The organism is Candidatus Cloacimonadota bacterium, assembly GCA_012522635.1.
Taxonomy (GTDB): Bacteria; Cloacimonadota; Cloacimonadia; order Cloacimonadales; family Cloacimonadaceae; genus Syntrophosphaera.
This window is the reverse complement of the sequence record JAAYKA010000138.1, coordinates 1-2,290: the sequence shown is the minus strand read 5'-3', so window position 1 is coordinate 2,290 and position 2,290 is coordinate 1. Positions and strand designations below refer to the sequence as shown.

The window sequence follows — 2,290 nt, the reverse complement described above, 5'->3', positions numbered from 1 at the left end:
TGATGCCCCCGAAGCGGCATCGGGAACACCACGAGTGGATGTCAAGTCACACATGAGTCGGAGTCAAGAGTGCAGGGTAGGCCTTGCAAGTGGAAGGCAGGCAGGAGGTTAGGGAGCAGGTAAATACTATGCCCACAAAAAACGCCGGCCCAAGGACCGGCGTCATCGTTATACAGAGTGGATTCAGGCGATTAAGCCATCCCTGCGCAGGAGCGCGTCCGGGTCGGGCTTACGTCCTCTGAAAGCCACAAAGAGGTCCATGGGGTGGAAGGCGTTTCCGCGCGCCAGGATGAATTTGCGGAAGGCGTCGCTCACTTCGGGGTTGAAGATGCCTTTTTCCTCAAAGAGGCTCCAGGCATCGGCTTCCAGCGCTTCCGCCCATTTGTAGGAATAGTATCCGGCGGAATAACCTCCCGCGAAAATATGGGCAAAGGCGCAGGAAAAGTTTGCTCCGGGGACGGCAGGCAGGATTTGGAAGCGTTGGATGGCTTTGGTTTCAAATTCATCCACGTCCCCAATTTCCTGCGGAGGCGTGCTGTGCCAGGCAAAATCCAACATCCCGTAGCGCAATTGGTTCAGGTTTGCCAGTCCGGCTTGGAAGTTTTTGGCGGCTATCACCTTGTCCAACAGTTCTTTGGGCAGCGGTTCCCCGGTTTCATAGTGGCGGGCAAAGAGGTTCAACGCCTCTTCTTCCATCACCCAGTTTTCCATGATTTGGCTGGGAAGTTCCACGAAATCCCACAGCACGCTGGTTCCGGAAAGTCCCTTGTAATATCCATCCGCAAGCAGGCTGTGCAGGGCGTGTCCGAATTCGTGGAAAATGGTGCGAACCTCATCCAGGCGCAGCAGCGAAGGCTGGTCCTGGGTGGAAGGTGTGAGCGAAGCCACGATTGCCACCTGAGGTCTGCGCATGCCGTCTGCATGCAGTCCCTGATCCTGGAACGAGGTTTTCCAGGCTCCGCCGCGTTTGGTTTCGCGCGGGAAAAGGTCCATATACATCAAACCCAGTTCCTTGCCATCGGCATCGAAAACTTCCCAGGTTTTCACATCCGGATGCCAGACTGGAACGTCGTCCACAGCCTTCACCTGGATGCCATAGATGCGGTTTGCCACTGTAAAAAGCCCTTCCAAAACGTTTTCCATCTTGAACCAGGGTTTCAGTTCCTCGGGGTCGTAGGCGTAGAGTTTTTCTTTCAGTTTATTTGAATAGTAGCTCATATCCCAGGGCTGGAAATCCTCGATTCCATCCGTTTCCCGGGCAAACGCCACCACTTCCTCAAATTCCTTTTTCGCGGCGGGATATGCCACGTCGTAAATCTTTTCCAAAAAATCGCGCGCGGTATCCAGCGATTCCGCCATGCGGTCTGCCAAAACGTAGTCCGCGTGGGTTTCATAGCCCAAAAGCGCGGCACGTTCCCTGCGCAGTTCCAGGGTTCTTTTGATGATTTCCTGGTTGTCGAATTCATCACGGAAGGCGCGAGAGCCGTACGCGGTTTGGGCTTGGCGGCGCAAATCCCTGTTTTTGCAATAGGTTAAAAGCGGAATCATGCTGGCGGGCTGGAGGTTGAAAAGCCAGCCTTCGTTTTTACCCTTGCTTTTTGCCAGGTGGGCAGCTCCAGCCAAAACGCTGGGAGGCATTCCCTCCACGTCGGCAGGGTCTGTGACATGCAGTTCCCAGGCGTTGGTGGCGCCCAAAACGTTGTCGCTGAATTTGGGGGAAAGTTTGGAGGATTCCATGGCGATTTCGGTGAGCCGTTTTTTGTTTTCATCGCTCAAAAGCGCGCCGCCACGGATGAAACCGTTGTAGGTGCGGTCGATGAGGCGGAAGCGCTCGGCTTTTTTCAGGGCTTCGCGGTCGGTGAAATCGGCGGGGATTTGCGGTTTCGGCTTGCCTTCCACCTCTTTTTCCCAGACCTTTTTGATGCGTTCAAAAATCACCGGGTCGGTGGAAATGCTGCTGCTGAACTGGGCGAGGCGGGAGGAAATCTCCGGCGCCAAAGCCTTGAATTCGGCGTCTGATTCCGCGGAAAGCAGGTTGAAATAGATTCCCGCCACATAGTTTAGCTGTTCGCCATCCAGTTCCAGCGCCAAAACGCTGTTCTCAAAATCCGGCTCGGCGGGGTTGGATTTCAGGGCTTCGATTTCGGCTTGGGCTGTTTTTAAAGCCTCCTCGATGGCGGGCATAAAGTGTTCGGTTTTAATCTCGTGGAAGGGTATGGCCTTCAAACGATGCTCGTTTTTCGTCCTTAAAAGGGGGTTTGAGGATATTGTCATGATTGTTCCTTATAAT

General features: G+C 54.2%; 1 protein-coding gene. It reads right to left on the bottom strand.

Annotated elements, in window-relative coordinates:
* Window positions 1–183: 183 nt before the first annotated feature.
* Window positions 184–2,274 carry a M3 family metallopeptidase gene (locus GX135_07175; protein NLN85865.1) on the bottom strand — a complete coding sequence of 697 codons (2,091 nt, stop codon included), beginning with the start codon at window positions 2,272–2,274 and terminating at the stop codon, window positions 184–186.
* Window positions 2,275–2,290: the final 16 nt, after the last annotated feature.

Bases quoted from the DNA above. Each gene is read 5' to 3' on its own strand.
- GX135_07175 (NLN85865.1), bottom strand. From the start codon at position 2,274: ATGACAATATCCTCAAACCCCCTTTTAAGGACGAAAAACGAGCATCGT.